The sequence below is a fragment of the Pelagibacterium mangrovi genome, assembly GCF_036662815.1.
Classification (GTDB): Bacteria; Pseudomonadota; Alphaproteobacteria; order Rhizobiales; family Devosiaceae; genus Pelagibacterium; species Pelagibacterium mangrovi.
Window position 1 is genome coordinate 25,434 of record NZ_JBAFXA010000002.1, and the last position, 16,140, is coordinate 41,573.

At 64.4% G+C, this 16,140-nt stretch carries 16 protein-coding genes; 5 read left to right on the forward strand and 11 right to left on the reverse strand.

Going from position 1 to position 16,140, the window contains the following annotated elements:
• Nucleotides 1-51: 51 nt before the first annotated feature.
• Nucleotides 52-1,866: a translation elongation factor 4 gene (gene lepA / locus V4T21_RS02855; protein WP_332712784.1), complete on the reverse strand. Its 1,815-nt coding sequence runs from the start codon at nt 1,864-1,866 to the stop codon at nt 52-54.
• 132 nt (nt 1,867-1,998) lie between these two features.
• Between lepA and V4T21_RS02860 the strand changes: the two genes are divergently transcribed.
• On the forward strand, nt 1,999-2,772 hold the full coding sequence (locus V4T21_RS02860) for an extensin-like domain-containing protein (RefSeq protein ID WP_332712786.1): 774 nt from the start codon (nt 1,999-2,001) through the stop codon (nt 2,770-2,772).
• Here V4T21_RS02860 and V4T21_RS02865 read toward each other — a convergent pair whose 3' ends face one another.
• The gene (locus V4T21_RS02865; protein WP_332712788.1) at nt 2,773-2,913 is read right to left on the reverse strand and encodes a hypothetical protein; all 141 of its coding nucleotides are present in this window, start codon (nt 2,911-2,913) and stop codon (nt 2,773-2,775) included.
• A 93-nt stretch (nt 2,914-3,006) separates the two neighbouring features.
• Here V4T21_RS02865 and V4T21_RS02870 point away from each other — a divergent pair, with 93 nt between their 5' ends.
• The 3 genes from V4T21_RS02870 (at nt 3,007) to V4T21_RS02880 (ending at nt 6,008) form a co-directional block, all read left to right on the forward strand.
• The gene (locus V4T21_RS02870) at nt 3,007-3,930 is read left to right on the forward strand and encodes a LysR substrate-binding domain-containing protein (protein ID WP_332712791.1); all 924 of its coding nucleotides are present in this window, start codon (nt 3,007-3,009) and stop codon (nt 3,928-3,930) included.
• 35 nt (nt 3,931-3,965) lie between these two features.
• Nucleotides 3,966-4,946: an iron exporter MbfA gene (mbfA, locus tag V4T21_RS02875; RefSeq protein WP_332712794.1), complete on the forward strand. Its 981-nt coding sequence runs from the start codon at nt 3,966-3,968 to the stop codon at nt 4,944-4,946.
• A 198-nt stretch (nt 4,947-5,144) separates the two neighbouring features.
• Nucleotides 5,145-6,008, forward strand: coding sequence for a LysR family transcriptional regulator (locus V4T21_RS02880; protein ID WP_332712797.1), 864 nt, complete (start codon nt 5,145-5,147; stop codon nt 6,006-6,008).
• On the opposite strand, the gene V4T21_RS02885 is transcribed toward V4T21_RS02880, so the two are convergent.
• Nucleotides 6,003-6,488 carry a DUF2306 domain-containing protein gene (locus V4T21_RS02885; RefSeq protein ID WP_332712800.1) on the reverse strand — a complete coding sequence of 162 codons (486 nt, stop codon included), beginning with the start codon at nt 6,486-6,488 and terminating at the stop codon, nt 6,003-6,005. The two genes, V4T21_RS02880 and V4T21_RS02885, sit on opposite strands and share 6 nt — an antisense overlap.
• 93 nt (nt 6,489-6,581) lie before the next feature.
• On the opposite strand from V4T21_RS02885, the gene V4T21_RS02890 reads away from it, so the two are divergent.
• Nucleotides 6,582-7,364, forward strand: coding sequence for a LytTR family DNA-binding domain-containing protein (locus tag V4T21_RS02890; protein WP_332712803.1), 783 nt, complete (start codon nt 6,582-6,584; stop codon nt 7,362-7,364).
• A 375-nt stretch (nt 7,365-7,739) separates the two neighbouring features.
• Here V4T21_RS02890 and infB read toward each other — a convergent pair whose 3' ends face one another.
• The 8 genes from infB to metK form a co-directional block, all read right to left on the reverse strand.
• Nucleotides 7,740-10,352, reverse strand: coding sequence for a translation initiation factor IF-2 (infB, locus tag V4T21_RS02895; RefSeq protein ID WP_332712806.1), 2,613 nt, complete (start codon nt 10,350-10,352; stop codon nt 7,740-7,742).
• Nucleotides 10,349-10,966, reverse strand: a complete 618-nt coding sequence (locus V4T21_RS02900; protein ID WP_332712809.1) for an RNA-binding protein — start codon at nt 10,964-10,966, stop codon at nt 10,349-10,351. The genes infB and V4T21_RS02900 overlap by 4 nt, the downstream gene beginning before the upstream one ends.
• A 27-nt stretch (nt 10,967-10,993) precedes the next feature.
• Nucleotides 10,994-12,613: a transcription termination factor NusA gene (nusA, locus tag V4T21_RS02905; RefSeq protein WP_332712812.1), complete on the reverse strand. Its 1,620-nt coding sequence runs from the start codon at nt 12,611-12,613 to the stop codon at nt 10,994-10,996.
• A 5-nt stretch (nt 12,614-12,618) separates the two neighbouring features.
• Entirely contained in the window at nt 12,619-13,251 is a 633-nt protein-coding gene (gene rimP, locus V4T21_RS02910; protein ID WP_332712815.1) for a ribosome maturation factor RimP, read from the reverse strand.
• 114 nt (nt 13,252-13,365) lie between these two features.
• The gene (locus V4T21_RS02915) at nt 13,366-13,704 is read right to left on the reverse strand and encodes a type II toxin-antitoxin system HicB family antitoxin (RefSeq protein ID WP_332712818.1); all 339 of its coding nucleotides are present in this window, start codon (nt 13,702-13,704) and stop codon (nt 13,366-13,368) included.
• Nucleotides 13,701-13,955 (reverse strand): type II toxin-antitoxin system HicA family toxin, encoded by a 255-nt coding sequence (locus V4T21_RS02920; protein ID WP_332712821.1) that lies wholly within the window; start codon nt 13,953-13,955, stop codon nt 13,701-13,703. Before V4T21_RS02920 ends, V4T21_RS02915 begins: the two co-directional genes overlap by 4 nt.
• Before the next feature lie 38 nt (nt 13,956-13,993).
• Entirely contained in the window at nt 13,994-14,698 is a 705-nt protein-coding gene (gene trmB, locus V4T21_RS02925) for a tRNA (guanosine(46)-N7)-methyltransferase TrmB (protein WP_332712823.1), read from the reverse strand.
• Between the two features lie 75 nt (nt 14,699-14,773).
• Entirely contained in the window at nt 14,774-15,943 is a 1,170-nt protein-coding gene (gene metK / locus V4T21_RS02930; protein ID WP_332712825.1) for a methionine adenosyltransferase, read from the reverse strand.
• Between the last annotated feature and the right edge of the window lie 197 nt (nt 15,944-16,140).

Below are 16,140 nucleotides of genomic sequence, written 5' to 3' on the forward strand. Positions count from 1 at the left end.
GCGGGCACGCGCAACAGGGATTTGTGCAGCTCCCGATCGTCCGGCGCCGGCCTAATCGTCCATCTTGAGGGCCTTGATGAAGGCCTCCTGGGGGATTTCCACCTTGCCGAACTGGCGCATCTTCTTTTTGCCCTCCTTCTGCTTTTCGAGCAGTTTCCGCTTACGCGTCGCGTCGCCGCCATAGCATTTGGCGGTCACGTCCTTGCGCATGGCGCGCACCGTTTCGCGGGCGATGATGCGCCCGCCGATGGCGGCCTGGATGGGGATGACGAAAAGATGGGGCGGGATCAGTTCCTTGAGTTTCTCGCACATCTGCCGCCCGCGATGCTCGGCCTGGCTCCTGTGCACCAGCATCGAAAGCGCGTCGACAGGTTCGGCGTTGACCAGGATGCTCATCTTGACCAGATCACCGACGCGATAATCGTCGAGCTGATAGTCGAAACTCGCATAGCCTTTCGAGATCGATTTCAGCCGGTCGTAGAAATCGAACACAACCTCGTTGAGCGGCAGATCGTATTCCACCATGGCGCGATTGCCGACATAGGAAAGATTGGTCTGGATGCCGCGCCGCTCCTGGCAGAGTTTCAAGATCGCGCCAAGATATTCGTCGGGCGTCAGGATGGTCGCCTTGATCCAGGGCTCGCGGATTTCCTCGATCTTGACCGGATCGGGCAGGTCGGCGGGGTTGTGGAGCTGGAGTTCGCTCCCGTCGGTCAAAACCACTTCATAGACCACCGAGGGCGCCGTGGTGATCAGATCGAGATTGAATTCGCGGCTCAGCCGCTCCTGGATGATTTCCAGGTGCAGCAGCCCCAAGAACCCGCAGCGGAAGCCGAACCCCAGCGCGGCCGAGGTTTCCATTTCGAACGAAAAGCTCGCATCGTTCAATCGCAGCTTGCCCATGGCGGCGCGCAGATCGTCGAAATCGGACGCATCGACCGGGAACAACCCGCAGAACACCACCGGCTGGGCTGGCCGGAAGCCGGCCAGCGGTTCGGCCGTGGGCTTTCTGTCATCGGTGATGGTGTCGCCGACATTGGTGTCGGCCACTTCCTTGATCGAAGCGGTAAAGAACCCGATTTCGCCCGGTCCGAGCTCGCCGACATCCACGAGCTTGGGCGTGAACACACCCACCCGGTCGAGCTCATAGGTGGCGCCGGCTTGCATCATGCGGATCTTCTGGCCCTTTTTGATCCGGCCATCGATCACCCGGATCAGCACCACGACGCCCAGATAAAGATCGTACCAGCTATCGACCAGCATCGCCTTGAGCGGCGCGTTCTCGTCGCCCTTGGGGGCGGGCAGGCGCTCGACGATGGCGGCCAGCACCTTGTCGATGCCCAACCCGGTCTTGGCGGAAATCTCGACCGCGTCGGAAGCGTCGATGCCGATCACGTCCTCGATCTGCTGTTTCACGCGCTCGGGTTCGGCGGCCGGCAGGTCGATCTTGTTGAGAACGGGGACGATCTCGTGGTTCACCTCGATCGCGTGATACACATTGGCCAGCGTCTGGGCTTCCACGCCCTGCGCGGCGTCGACCACCAGAAGCGAGCCCTCGCAGGCGGCGAGCGAGCGGTTGACCTCATAGGCGAAGTCGACGTGGCCCGGCGTGTCGATCAGATTGAGCACGTAATGCTCGCCATCGGTGTGGGTATATTCGAGCCGAACGGTCTGCGCCTTGATGGTGATCCCGCGCTCGCGCTCGATATCCATCGAATCGAGCACCTGCTCTTTCATCTCGCGCGTATCGAGCCCGCCGGTCATCTGGATCAGCCGGTCGGCAAGCGTGGATTTGCCGTGGTCGATATGGGCCACGATCGAAAAATTGCGGATGCGGGAGAGCGGGGTCTTCTGCGGTGTTTTCATGGGGCCGCTGATAGCAGCAAATCCGCCGTTTCGGGAAGATGGTTTGTGAGCGGTTAATCGCGAAAGGCAACGCTTGGGCGCGTCGAACCGTTATCGGGGGCCCGCCTGACCGTTTCCGAGGATAAAATCTCCATGATCCCGCTCCGCCCGATCGCGCTCATCGCCTTGTTCGCGGCCCTTGCCATGCCGTCCTTCGCCCAGGATGAACCGCCCCTTCCCTTGCCGCGCCCCAATGGGCTGGGCCAGTCCGACGAGCCGGCGGAGACGGACACTGAAGAAAACGCATCCGAGCCCGAGCCTGCCTCCGACGACCAGCCCGAAAACGAGGAAGACGAGCCCGAGCGCATCTATCAGGCCGCCTGCCCGGCGCTGTTGACCGGACGGATCGTGGGCGAAATGGTGCCACCGCTGTCGGAGGGCGCCTGCGGGCTTCAAAGCCCGCTGACGGTTTCGGCGCTGGTGGTCAACGGGCGGCAGATTCCCCTTTCGGGCAATCCGGTCACCAATTGCGCCATGGCCACAACGCTGGCCGATTGGGCCGAGGAGGTCGATGCCTATGCCGGCGCGGTGCTCTATACCCGGATCGAAAGCCTCTCGACCGGTCCGGGCTATCAGTGCCGGCTGCGCAACGGCGCCGATACGGGGTTCGTCTCCGAGCACGCCCTGGGCAATGCCGTCGACATCACGGCGATCACGCTGGCCGATGGCAGCACGCTCTCGGTGCTCGAGGATTGGAACACCCGGCCGGAGCTCCCTGCGGCCAAATTGCTCGGCTTTGCCCATTCGGCCGCCTGCGGGCGGTTCACCACGGTGCTCGGGCCGGAGGCCAATGCCGACCATGAGGATCATTTCCATTTCGATCTGGGCTGTCATGGCCAGACCTGCACCGCCCAGATCTGCGAATGATCACTCCCGCCCGCGCGGGTGGAAGGCGGGCATGTCGGCCATCTCCCTGAGCGACAGATAGCAGGGCGGCTCGGAGGGCTTCTGATTGCCCGAATGGGCAAAGACCGGCCGGGTGAGAAGACGCAGGATCAGCTTTAGCATTTCTCTTCTCCGCGAAAAGCGACGGCCCCAGCATCCCGCGATCGAGCAACAAAACCAATCGACTCTTTCTCGCCGCTCGTTTAGAAAATCTATATGAGCGAGGCCCCCTTCATCCCCCTCAACGCGCTGCACGCCCTGGCTCTGGTCGCCGGGCACGGCGCGCTGCGGCCCGCCGCCGAGGCACTGGGGGTAACGTCGGGCGCTGTGAGCCAGCATATCCGCCGCGCCGAGGAACGCTCAGGGCTGGCCCTGTTCGAGCGCACGCCCAAGGGGCTGGTGCCCACCCGCGCGCTGCTGGCGGTGCTCGGCGATCTCGATACCGGGTTCGCCGCCCTCGCCCGGGCGCAAGCGGGACTGATGGCGCCGGACCAGGGCCGCAATCTCCTGACCGTTACCGTGGGCAACGTCTTTGCCTCGCGCTGGCTGATCTGGCGACTGGGCGATCTGGGCGCCACCCATCCGGAAATCGAATTGAGGCTCCTCACCACCGGCACGCTGGTCGATCTGGGACGCCCCGACGTCGATTGCGGCATACGGTTCGGCGCGGGAGATTGGCCGGGGGTCGAGGCCGAACCGATCGGCACGCACGCCGTCTTCCCCGTCTGCGCCCCCGCGCTTGCCGCCCGGCTCAAATCCCCCGCCGATCTCGCCCATGTGCCCGTCATCATGGATCAGGCATCCATGCTCTCCTGGCCCGATTGGCTCGATGCGGCCGGGGCGCCCGGCCTCAAGCTGTCGGGCCCCGCCATTTCCGATCCCGCCCTGGCGTTCGATGCGGCCATCGCCGGCCAGGGCGTGCTTCTGGCGCTGGGCATCATGGCCGAATACGCGCTCGAACGCGGGCAGGTCGTCGCCCCGTTCGAAACCATCACCCGCTCGCGCTTCGGCTATTGGTTCGCTTGGGCCAAGGGGCGGCAATTGCCGGCGCGCACGCGAAAATTCCGCGGCTGGCTGCTCGACCAGATGAACGCCTGCGAGGATGCGACACGAAAGGCGGTTGCCAAGCGCGCATCATAGTTTAGAATAATTCTAAACTATGAAAGTCATCGCCGATGTTCTCCCGCTTCCTCGCCGCCAAACGCGATTTCTCATCGCTGTCCGAACAGGAAATCCTGGCGCTGGCCATTTCCGCCGAAGAGGAGGATGGCCGCATCTACGCCGCCTATGCCGACCGGCTGCGCAAAACTTACCCCGCCTCCGCCGCCATTTTCGATGGCATGGCGCAAGAGGAGGACAATCACCGCCGGCGACTGATCGAGCGCTATGCCGAGCGGTTCGGCCCCACCATCGTGCCGATCAGGCGCGAGCATGTGCGCGGCTTTCTCACCCGCAAGCCCGTCTGGCTGATGGCCGAACTCGATCTCGATACCGTCCGCGCCCAGGCCCGCGAGATGGAACAGGACGCCGCCCGTTTCTACGTCCAGGCCGCCAGCCGCACGCTGGATGCGGCCACGCGAAAACTTTTGGGCGATCTCGAACGGGCCGAGCGCGGGCACGAACGTGCCGCCGAGCGCCTGGAAGATGCGCATCTGGATGCCGACACCCGCGAGACCGAAAAGGACACAGCGCACCGCAATTTCCTCCTCACCTACGTCCAGCCCGGCCTTGCCGGTCTCATGGACGGTTCGGTCTCGACACTGGCCCCGATCTTTGCCGCCGCCTTTGCGACGGGCGACACCTGGTCGACCTTTCTCGTGGGACTTGCCGCATCGGTGGGCGCGGGCATTTCCATGGGGCTGACCGAAGCGGCCAGCGACGATGGCAAGCTCACCGGGCGCGGCTCGCCGATCAAGCGCGGCATTGCCTCGGGCATCATGACCGCCCTGGGGGGCCTGGGCCACGCGCTGCCCTATCTCATCCCCCATTTCTGGACCGCCACCTGGATCGCCATCGCCGTGGTCGTTATCGAGCTCTGGACCATCGCCTGGATTCAAAAGCGGTTCATGGATACGCCCTTCTGGCGGGCGGTCACCCAAATCGTCCTCGGCGGCTCCCTGGTCTTTGCCGCCGGCATCATCATCGGCAGCGCCTAGCCTTTTCCCGAAAGCGCGCAGCCACACGCGCACCTCATCCTCTCCTTCGTCGTCTTCGGCTTGACCCGAAGACCCGCAAAGCCTCCACACTCCCGGCAGAGGTCGCGCCCCCAATCCCTCCGCACCCGAGGACGACAATGACGAGGGAGGGAAGACGAAAGCATTGCCCCATCCTCCCCGGCATTTCATAATTGAAACATGGATTTTTCCTGGGACGATCTCCGGCTGTTCCTCGATGTCGCCCGGCTGGGCGGGCTTTCGGCGGCGCGCGCCACGACGGGGCTGAGCGCGGCGACCCTCGGTCGGCGCGTGACCGCGCTCGAACGCCAGATCGGCGAGCCGCTTTTCATCCGCACGCAGACCGGCTTCACCCTCACAAGGGCCGGCGAAGCCCTGCTCGAGCGCGCCCAGGATGTGGAGGCGGCCATGCGGGCGCTGACCCATTGGCGCGAGGGGGCCGTCGGGGCGCGGGTGGTGCGGGTTTCGGCCGGCACATGGACCAGCGATTTCCTCGCCCGTCACATGGATGCGCTCTGGTCGCCCGGCGACGGGTTCCGCGTCGAACTGGTCACCGCTTACGAAAAGATCGATATCGGCCGCCGCGCCGCCGATATCGGCATCAGGTCCGAACGCCCGCTCGAAGCCAATCTGGCGACCCGCCGCATGACCCCGGTCGCCTATGCGCTCTATTGCGCGCCGCGCCTGGTACCAGGCGTGCGCGATGGGCTCTTCGTCGGCGTCACGGGCCGGGCGGGCAACACCGCCTCGGCCCGCTGGCTGATGGCCCATCACGGCGACCGGATCGTCATCAGCGGCAATGACGCCCATTCGGTGCGCGAACTGGTGGCCGGGGGCGCGGGGCTGACGGTTCTGCCCTGTTTCATCGGCGATGCCGATCCGCGCCTGTCGCGCATAAGGGGCCCTATCGCCGATCTCGCCGCCGACCAATGGCTGGTGCTCCACCACGAGGAGCGCCACAGCCCGCCCGTGCGCACGCTGGCCGAGCGGATCGGCAGGCTCATGAAGGACAATCGCGCCCTTTTCGCCGGCGAAACCTCATGAGGCCAGCCGCTGCCGGCGCTGGTAGTGAAGCGCCACCAGCGCCCCGGCGGCGATCACCGTAACGAGCAATGCCGCCGCCCCGCCATCGGCGAAGATCACCCGATGCATGATCCGTCCGGGGATAAGGGTAAAGATGCCCGCCCCAATCAGCCCCCCGGCATAGACCGAGATCATGGTGATCCGGTGCGTGCGCACGTCCCCGGCCCTGATGGCGCGCCAGCCGCTCCAAAGCCCGACCAAGGTGAAGAGCGAGAGCACATGGATGGGACTATAGGGTCCCAAAAGCCTGATTTCGGTGATGAAGAACGAGGTGAGCGACACCCCCAGCATCAACCCGATCCACAACCGCCCCAATCCCTTGTGCAGTCGGGTGCCCTTTTTCCAGAACAGCATCAGCGTACCCACCACCAGCGCCAGGATCGCGCAGGCGACGTGGATCTGAATGAAAAGGCTCGATTGGGCGAGGGCTGTTGCATCCATTTTTTCTCTCCGGCATGAAAGGCAGCGACGTCCAGAACCGATGAATTCGCCCAATCGGGCAATATCGATTACGCCAGCGGCAGGATTGGCTTCGTGAAAGACACGCCCGTGCACTTGGCGCTTCGTGAATTGCGCCGCGCCTATACCGACCCGCTGCCGCTTGCCGTCATGGTCGGCATCGGCGCGGCCGCCGGGCTGACGGGTCCGTTCGGCACTTTCGAAAACCTCCCCCTCGCCCCGCGCCTCCTCTATTGGCTGTTGATCGCGCTGGGCACCTATGGCGCGGGTCTTTTCGGCTCGGTGCTGGCCGATGCCCTGTGGCTCCAGGGACGCGGCACCATGGCCCTGCGCATCGCGCTTCTGGGCCTTGCCGCCTCGGTTCCCGTCACCATCGTCGTGGTGCTGATCACCCTTGGATTTTTCCCCGACCTCGGCGTTACGGGGATCGCGCTGCACGAACTCTATATCTACAACCTTGCCATCAGCCTGGGCCTCATCGCCCTGCTCGAAGCCATAGTGCTGCCCCGCCGCCGGCACCAGGACGCCGAGAAGCTGCCCGAGGCCCCGCCCATCCTCGACCGCCTGCCCAAGCCGATCCGGGGTTCGCTGAGCCATATGTCGATGGCCGATCATTACGTTGAAGTGTTCACCGAAAAGGGCAAGGCCATGGTGCTGATGCGCCTGGCCGACGCCATCGCCGAAACGCGCGGCGTTCCGGGCCTGCAGATTCACCGCAGCCACTGGGTCGCCACCGATGCCGTCGCCACCCTCAAACGCATCGACGGCCGCCCGGTGATCGAACTCAAATCGGGCGAAATCCTCCCGGTGTCCCGCAGCTATCTGGCGGAAGTGCGCGCCGCGTTTTCGGAGGCATAAGGGAGCAAATCCTCCCTAAGGCTTGACCCGAGAGCCCACTGCAGGGTTGAGGGAACAAACCTCCGTTGAGCTGCACGGAAGCCTTGCGGGTCTCCGGGTCAAGCCCGAAGACCACGAGGTGAGCGTTAAGAAACGTGTGGCTCAGCCTGCGGCCCTTCGCTTACGCTCCGGGCGTTCTCGCCTCAAACCGCTCCACCCTCTCCTTTCGTCATTGTCGGGCTTGACCCGACAATCCGCAACGCCGCCACGCGTGCAGAAGATGTAGCGGCGCAATACCACCCGTGCGCTGCCGGTCGCGGAAAAGCTGCCGCTGGACCCCGGGAATAAATCCCGGGGTCCAGGGAATGGTCAGGGCAGAGACGCCGCCCGAAATGCCTACAGCGAGCGCTGCACCTTCTCGACGCGGTAGCATTCGATGACGTCGCCGGGACGCATGTCCTCGTACTTCTCGAACGCCATGCCGCATTCCTGGCCAGCCTGCACTTCCTTGACTTCGTCCTTGAAGCGCTTGAGCGTCGAGAGCTTGCCTTCGTGGATCACGACGTTGTCGCGGATCAGGCGCACGCCGGCGCCGCGTTCCACCATGCCGTCGGTGACCCGGCAGCCTGCGACCTTGCCGACCTTGGAGATGTTGAACACCTCCAGGATTTCGGCGTTGCCGATGAAGGTTTCGCGCACCTCGGGGGCCAGCATGCCGCTCATCACGCCCTTAACGTCGTCGATAAGGTCGTAGATGATGTTGTAGTAGCGGACCTCGATCCCCTCGCGCTGGGCCAGTTCGGCGGCCTGCTTGTTGGCACGCACGTTGAACCCGATGATCACAGCGTTCGAGGCCGTGGCCAGCGTCACGTCGGATTCGGTGATCCCGCCCACGCCCGAATACAGGATTTGCGCCGAAACTTCGTCGGTCGAGAGCTTGTTGAGCGCGGTAACGATCGCTTCGACCGAACCCTGCACGTCGCCCTTGATCAACAGCGGGAACTTGGCGATGCCCGAGGCCTTGAGCTGGTTCATCATCTGCTCGAGGCTGGTCGCGCCGCCGCCCGCCGTCTTCTCGCGGATCGAACGCTGGCGGTATTCGGTGATCTCGCGGGCTCGCCCTTCGTTCTCGACCACCGCGAAGCGGTCGCCGGCGTCGGGCACGCCCGAGAAGCCGAGCACTTCGACCGGGGTCGAGGGACCGGCGGCCTTCGTCTGGGCACCCTTGTCGTCGATCAGCGCGCGAACCTTGGCCCATTCGGTGCCGGCCACCACGATGTCGCCGACCGAAAGCGTGCCGCGCTGGACGAGCATCGTCGCCACTGCGCCACGGCCCTTGTCGAGCTTGGATTCGATCACCAGACCCTCGGCGCGGCCCTTTTCGGGGGCCTTGAGCTCGAGCACTTCGGCCTGCAGCAGCACCGCTTCGAGCAATCCGTCGAGATTGGTCTTTTTCAGCGCCGAGACTTCCACGTCGAGCACGTCGCCGCCCATCGATTCCACGAACACTTCGTGCTGGAGCAGTTCGGTGCGCACCTTGGTGGGGTCGGCAGCGGGCTTGTCGATCTTGTTGATCGCCACGATGATCGGGACGCCCGCCGCCTTGGCGTGCTTGATCGATTCGATGGTCTGAGGCATCACGCTGTCGTCGGCCGCCACCACCAGGATGGCGATGTCGGTCGCCTGGGCGCCGCGGGCACGCATGGCGGTGAACGCCTCGTGGCCCGGGGTATCGAGGAACGTGATTTTCTGGCCGTTCTTTTCCACCTGATAGGCGCCGATGTGCTGGGTGATGCCACCCGCTTCGGTCGAGACCACATTGGCCTCGCGCAGCGCGTCGAGCAGGCTGGTCTTGCCGTGGTCGACGTGGCCCATGATGGTGACGACGGGGGGACGGGAGACCAGATCGCCGGCCTCGTCGTTCTTGACGTCGTCGAACAGGCCCTCTTCCACGTCGCTCTCGGCCACGCGCTTGACGGTGTGGCCCAGCTCGGTGGCGATCAGTTCGGCCGTATCGGCGTCGATCACGTCGTTGATCTTGAGCATCTGGCCCTGGGCCATCAGCAGCTTGATCACGTCGACGGCCCGCTCGGCCATGCGGTTGGCCAGTTCGGCAACCGTGATGGCTTCGGGGATGATCACTTCGCGGCTGAGCTTGGGCTGGGCGGCCTTGACGTTGCGGCCCATCTTCTTGTTCTGCCGGCGGCGCATGGCGGCCAGCGAAGGACCGCGCCGATCGCTGTCGTCGAGCGCCGAATTGACGTTGAGCCGGCCGCGCGAGCTGCCGTCATTGCCCCGGCGCACCGGGGTCGCGCCGGGGCGCGGCGCGGCGTTGCGCTTGGCACGTTCGAGCTCGTCGCGGTCGACCAGGGCCTTGGGGGCCGGGGCCGCGCGACGGCGCACGCGATCGTCCTCGCCTTCACCCGGAGGGGGCGGGGGCGGCATGTCGGGCTGGGCGGCACGCGGGCTGGGCTTGGCCACCGGCTTGGGCCGGGCCTGGCCGGCCTTGACCGGAACGATCTCGTCGAGCTCGTCCTTGATCTTTTCGGCTTCGCGCGCGGCCTGCTCCTCGGCGGCGCGGCGTTCGGCTTCCTCGCGCTCGGCCTTGCGGCGGGCGTCGATCTCGGCGTAGCGCCTTGCGTCCTCTTCGGCCTTGAGGCGGTCTTCCTCGGCACGGGCGGCAGCCTCGCGCAGGGCACGCTCGCGGGCCTGGTTCTCGTTCTGGGTCAGGCTCGCCGAATTTGTCGGGTTCTGGCGCGGGCTGACCGGGCGTCCACCCGGACGGCCGCTGCCGGACTGGGGCCGGCCACCGCCGCCCTGTCCGCCACCCTGGCTCTGCTGGGGCGCACCCGCGCCGGGCGCGCCGACGCGCCGCGTGCGCTTTTCAACAACCACCGTGCGTGAGGACCGCGACATGCCGGGGCGGGCACCCAGATTGGGCGCGCCCTTTAGGGTCAGGGTCTTCTTGCCCGAACCCGAATCGTCGCTGGTCTTGTCCTTATCGGTCATATGGTGCCGTCTTCTTCTCTGTCTGTGGCGATGTAGAGAGCGAGCCGGTTTGCCCGCTCGATCGCCGAATTTGCCGCCGGGCCGGGAGTCAGCGCAGCGTGTATCACATTTTCGAGCCCCAATGCCAAACCCAATTGGGCCGACGAAAGAGATTCGATATGGACCAGCGTCTGGGGGTTTTCCCCTCGCCGGACCGATTGCATCATCTTGCGGCGCCCATCGGGGGCCGCGTCGCTGGCCGTGATCAGCGCCGCCGCGCGCGCGCCTTCGAGAAGGCTCGCGACCTTGGCTGCGCCCGTCACCAGCGCGCCCGCCTTGCGCGCCAGGCCAAGAGCACCCGCGAGGCGCTGTTCTAACCGCGTCCGCACCAGTTCCGCAAGGTCGGGCGGCACGGCAACGTTCTCCTTGAGGCTGCGCGCGAAGACCTTCTTGCGCACCGCCTCGGCGACGGCGTCGGACGAAAGCGTGATCCACACGCCCCTGCCCGGCGCCTTGGCGTCAACGTCGGGCGCCAGGACCCCGTCGGGGGAAACCGCGAAACGGATGAGCGCGGAGCCGGGTTTTTCCTCCCGCGTCAGCGCGCACATCCTCAATACCTGTTTTTCGCGGCCCAATTGCGGCGTCCTTCTCGCCCTGTCCGCCTACTGGGCGGCCCCGTCCTCGGCAGCGACCTCGCTTTCACCCTCGGCGATTTCCACCGCCTGGGGCAGGTCGTCCTCGGTGATCCAGCCGGCCTTCAGCCGTGCCGCCATGATCATGTCCTCGGCCTCTTCCTTGGAGAGCGGGAAGGCCGAGAACGTGCCTTCATAGCGCTTGGTTTCGCCGTCCTTGCGCTCGGTCCAGCCGATCAGATCGTCGGCCACGCAGCCGGCGAAATCGTCGACGGACTTGATGTCGTCCTTGCCCAGCGCCACGAGCATGGCGGCCGAAAGGCCGTCGATGTCGTAGAGCGCGTCCTCGACCCCGAGCGCCTTGCGTTCATCGTCGAGCTCGCGTTCCCGGGCGTCGAGATATTCGGTGGCCCGGTTCTGGATCTCGCCCGCCGTCTCCTCATCGAACCCGCCGATAGAGGCGATTTCGCTGATATCGACATAGGCCAGTTCCTCGATCGAGGAGAAGCCTTCGGACGCCAGGAGCTGGGCGACCATTTCGTCGACGTCCAGCGCGTCCATGAACAGCGTCGAACGCTCGGTGAATTCCTTCTGCCGGCGTTCGCTCTCTTCCTGCTCGGTCAGGATGTCGATGTCCCAGCCGATGAGCTGGCTGGCCAGACGCACGTTCTGGCCGCGACGGCCGATGGCGAGCGAAAGCTGCTCGTCGGGCACCACCACTTCGATGCGTTCGGCCTGCTCGTCGAGCACCACCTTGGCGACATCGGCGGGCTGGAGCGCCGAGACGACCAGATCTGCTATATTGTTCGTCCAGGGGATAATATCAATCTTTTCGCCCTGCAATTCTCCCACGACCGCCTGAACGCGGCTGCCGCGCATACCAACGCATGCCCCGACGGGATCGATCGAGGAGTCCGAGCTCGTCACCGCGATCTTGGCACGGCTGCCCGGATCGCGGGCGATCGAGCGGATGGTGATGATGCCGTCGTAGATTTCGGGCACTTCCTGGGCGAACAGCTTTGCCATGAACTGGGGATGGGTGCGCGAGAGGAAAATCTGCGGCCCCCGCTGCTCGCGGCGCACGTCGTAGATATAGGCGCGCACGCGGTCGCCGTATCTGAACTGCTCGCGCGGGATCAGTTCGTCACGGCGGATGATGGCCTCGCCCCGCCCCAGATCGACGATCACATTGCCATATTCGACGCGCTTGACCGAACCGTTGATGATCTCACCCACGCGGTCGGAATATTCCTCATACATCCGGTCGCGCTCGGCGTCGCGCACCTTCTGGACGATGACCTGCTTGGCCGATTGCGCCGCGATGCGCCCGAATTCGATGGGCGGCAGCGGTTCGGTGACATAATCGCCCAGCTTGGCGGCCGAATTTTTCTCCACCGCTTCCTTCAATGAAATCTGCCGGCCGTATTCCTCGACGCGCTCGACGACTTCGAGCAGGCGCCACAGGCGGAGTTCGCCGGTGCGCGGATTGATCTCGGCCTTGACCTCGGTCTCGGCGCCGTAGCGGGCCTTGGCGGCGCGCTGGATGGCCTCTTCCATCGCCTCGATGACGATCATACGGTCGATCGACTTTTCGCGCGCCACAGCATCGGCGATCTGCAAAAGTTCCAACCTGTTCGCTGAAACGGCCATTTCGATCAATTCTCCTGATTTCGCTCGTCGGCGGCTTCGCCGTCGGTTTCGTCGGTGTAGATGGTTTCGATGTCCTCGTCGGACGTGTCGTAGTCGGGGTCTTCGTCCTGACGGCGCTTGGCTTCGTCGAGCAGCTTGTCGGTCATCACCAGCTTGGCGTCGGCCAGAAGCGACAGCGGCAGGGTGTGGACGGGATCGGTGCCGATGGGCGCATCGGGCAGGCGGATCGAAAAGGTGTCGTCATCGGCCCCAACGATATCGCCCCTGAAGCGCTTGCGGCCATCGACCATGTCGGAAAGCTCGACCTTGGCCTCGTAACCGGCCCAGGCCGTAAAATCGCGGGCCCGCACCAGCGGCCGGTCGACGCCGGGCGAGGAAATCTCGAGATGATATTCGCGATCGATGGGGTCTTCGAGGTCGAGGATCGGATTGAGGTCGTTGTGGAGCTTTTCGCAATCTTCGATGGTGAAGTGCCCGCTGTCGTCCTCGCACATGATCTGCAGCGTGCAGCCATTGTCCTGGGTCACGCGGATGCGGACCAGATCATAGCCCAGCGACTGGGCCACCGGCTCGACGATTGCCGCAATGCGCCCCTCGAGCGCGGTTTCACGGATGTAGCGTTTCGTGTTCGTTGTCATCTTTCCCCTGACGAGGGCAATAAAAAAGAGCGGGGGCCGTTGGGCACCCACTCTCATTTGATCTGAGATTGTTGCGTCTATATAGCGCTCGAAACGCGAAAACGCAAGGCGGGCTTAAGAAGCCTTCGCCGCATCGGCCAGCACCTGGGCCACCCATTCGTTGAGGCTCTTGTTCTCGGCCGCCGCCGCGGTCACCGCCGCTTCATGGACCTGGGGGTTGAGCCGCACGTTGAAACGGCCCGAAAAGGATCTGAATGGCTCGATTCCCCGTTCCGCGCAGACTTCGAGATAGACCTTAAGCGAAGCCTGCCCCTCGCTATGGAGAGCCTCCACGCTCGTGGCATAAAAATCAGCCCCACCGGCGAGGTCGATGAAATCGCCCCGAAACATGCCGATTTCCGGATCGTAGCTCACCACCGCCTTGTGACCGCCGATTTCGATGACGTTCTTCATGGTTTCACTCCGCGGCTTTCGAGCCATTTCCTCACGCTGGCCACCGCGCCCTTGTCTGTGTCGGGCGAGGGATGCGGGCGATGGAATATCCGCACCTCGCCGAACAGTACCACCGCGATCCGCGACCCCTCGCGTTCGGAGACTTCGGCTCCCAGAGCGACGAACAGCGCTTCGATGTCGCTCCAGCGGACCGACCCGCTGACGGGACGCGAATAAATCTGCCGCAGCGTCGTCTCATGTTTGCGCTTCATGGCGCTTGGTACCATATATTGGTACTATATACCAGCCTTCAAGAGACCCGCACGAACTCGAAGTAAAAACTCTTCATTCGCCCCTGCCTCCGCGCCTTCTGCTCATAGCGCGTCGCCTGCCACCCCGGATACGGCTCGTGCCAGGCGCCCGGCTCGGCGATGGGCCAGACAAACCCCTCCGAGCGCAGGATATGGCCCAGCGTCCAATTGGCGTAATCCTCGATATCGGTCGCGAACCGGAACGTCCCGCCGGGTTTGACCACCCGCGCGAATTCGGTCAGCACCGGAAACTGGATCAGCCGCCGCTTGTGGTGGCGCGGCTTGGGCCAGGGGTCGGGATAGAGCACGTAGAGGCAATTGACCGAGGCGTCGGGCATCACGGCGAGCAGCTTGATCACGTCGTCGGGAAACAGCGCGATATTGCCGATCCCGTCCTCGTCGATCGCTTCGAGCAGCTTGCCGATGCCGCCGGTAAACACCTCGCAGCCGATGAACCCGTCTTCGGGGTTTTCCCTCGCGATACGCGCCAGATGCTCGCCCCCACCATAGCCGATTTCGAGGTGAATGCGTTTGGCTTCGGGAAACAGCGCACGCGGGTCGACGGGCGCGGAAATATCCACGCTCAATTGCGGCAGCAGCGTTTCGAACAGCGCCTTCTGGCCGCTATGGAGCTTCTTGCCGGCCCGGCGACCGAAAAAGGCGCGCGGCCCCTTGGGGTCCTGCGGAATGGGTTTGATGGTCATGACACTCTTAAACGCAATAAAGCGCAGCTTCTGTTGCGCTGCGCTTTAGCGTCATTGGCTTGCCGATGGCAAGGATCAGCTCAATTCGGCCTTGATCACCTCGGCCAGATCGGTCCGCTCCCAGGAGAACCCGCCATCGGCCTCCGGTTCGCGCCCGAAATGGCCATAGGCCGCCGTGCGCTCATAGATCGGCTTGTTCAATCCCAGATGGGTGCGGATGCCGCGCGGGGACAGGTCCATGACCTTTTGCAGCACCAGCCCCAGCCGATCCTCATCCACCGTGCCGGTGCCATAGGTATCGACGAAGATCGAGAGCGGCTTGCTCACCCCGATGGCGTAGGAAAGCTGGATGACGCATTTTTCCGCCAGTCCCGCCGCCACGACGTTCTTGGCCAGATAGCGCGCCGCATAGGCCGCCGAGCGGTCCACCTTGGTGGGGTCCTTGCCCGAAAACGCGCCCCCGCCATGGGGCGCAGCGCCGCCATAGGTGTCGACGATGATTTTCCGCCCGGTCAGCCCGGCGTCCCCGTCCGGCCCACCGATGACGAAGGCGCCGGTAGGGTTGACGTAAAATTCGTCCTCGGGCGGCATCCAGCCTTCCGGCAATACGTTTTCAACGAAGGGCCGCACCAGTTCGCGCACGCGCTCCTGGGACACATCCTCGTCGTGCTGGGTGGAAACGACAACGGCGGAAACGCCCACCGGCTTGCCGTTCTCGTATTTGAGCGTCACCTGGCTCTTGGCGTCGGGCCCGAATTCGGACGCCGCGCCCGAATGGCGCGCCTCGGCCATGGTCTTTAAAATCTTGTGCGCGTAAAGCAGCGGCGCCGGCATCAGCTCGGGGGTTTCGTTGACGGCGAAGCCGAACATGATGCCCTGGTCGCCAGCCCCCTCGTCCTTGTTGCCCGAAGCGTCGACGCCCTGGGCGATATGGGCAGACTGTTCGTGGACGTGGCAGGAAAAATCGAGCGTCTTCCAGTGGAAGCCGTCCTGCTCATAGCCGATGCGCTTGACCACCCCGCGCGCCAGCTCTTCCATGCGATCATGATCGATGGATGCCGGGCCGCGCACTTCGCCGGCCAGGACGATACGGTTGGTGGTCGCCAGCGTTTCAACGGCGACGCGGGAATAGGGGTCCTCGGCAAAAAACGCGTCGACGATGGCGTCGGACACCTGATCGCAGATCTTGTCGGGATGGCCCTCGGAAACGGATTCCGAGGTGAACAGATAGGAAGAACTGGCCACGTTAAACCTCTTGTCTAGCGGCGAGGGCGCACGCGGAAGTGCGCGTGTCGGGAGATTATTCCTGACACTTTCAGTCCTGCTTTTCGCAGTTTGAGGAGTGGAAATCAAGAGCGATATAAAGAAAGCTTTATATTGCCAAATTGGCGGCTTGGCGGGCGCTGCCGTTGGATTCCGGGATAGTGGCAACGAGGCGGCCC